The organism is Chitinophaga varians, assembly GCF_012641275.1.
In the GTDB taxonomy this organism is placed as follows: Bacteria; Bacteroidota; Bacteroidia; order Chitinophagales; family Chitinophagaceae; genus Chitinophaga; species Chitinophaga varians_A.
Window position 1 is genome coordinate 1 of sequence record NZ_JABAIA010000018.1, and the last position, 912, is coordinate 912.

At 50.4% G+C, this 912-nt stretch carries 1 protein-coding gene; it reads left to right on the forward strand.

The annotated features are described in order from the left end of the window. Positions 1-912 (forward strand): beta-ketoacyl reductase (locus HGH92_RS33400; protein WP_168875205.1); only part of this gene is annotated, 912 nt, incomplete at both ends.

Below are 912 nucleotides of genomic sequence, written 5' to 3' on the forward strand. Positions count from 1 at the left end.
ATCTGGATGAGGCCAGCGCTTCCTGCCGACTGGATTTTATGATTTTGTTCTCGTCCCTGTCAGGCGTGACGGGCAATATCGGGCAGGGCGATTACGCTGCAGCAAATGCTTATCTGGACGACTATGCGCTGTACCGCAATGAGCTGGTAAAGACAGGAGCGCGCAGTGGCCGCACGCAGAGCATCGCATGGCCGTTATGGGCCAGTGAGGGGATGCAGGTAGATGAGGAAAGCGCACGTTATCTGGAGCGGGAATGGGGAATGCAGCCGTTGCCGGCATCCTCCGGCCTTGCATTGTTTGACCGGTTGTTACAACAGGGCCACGAACAGGTGGTCGTGTTTCATGGTAAGAAAAACAAATTCCAGGACCAGAAAGTCAACACGGAAAAGCTTCCGGTTAATGTAAGCGATCCGGTATTGACGGATCAGGTAACGAAAAAAGTGCTTGGGTTCATATCAGAGAACCTGCAACTGGAGATAACTGCCATATCGCTGGATGAAGAACTGGGAGACTATGGTTTTGATTCTATCTCACTGACGAAGCTGGCCAACCAGATAAATGATTATTACGATTTATCATTAACGCCCACCGTTTTTTATAGCCACTCTACTGTAGAGAAGCTGGTAAATCATTTACTGGAAGATCATGCTGCCGGTATTGTCAAACGTCATGATGCAGTGACTAAGGCAACGTTGAGGGAAGTGACTCCTCCTGTTAGTTTGCCGCCTGCGGTTAGAAGTACCGGGCGTTTTTTGGATGGACCACCTGTAATTTCTCCATTGTCGGAACCTGTTGCGATAGTGGGAATGAACGGCCGTTTTCCCGGTTCGGCAGACCTGCAGCAGTTCTGGGAGCATCTGAAGTCCAATCATGATCTTGTGACAGAAGTGCCTGCAGACCGTTGGGACTGGC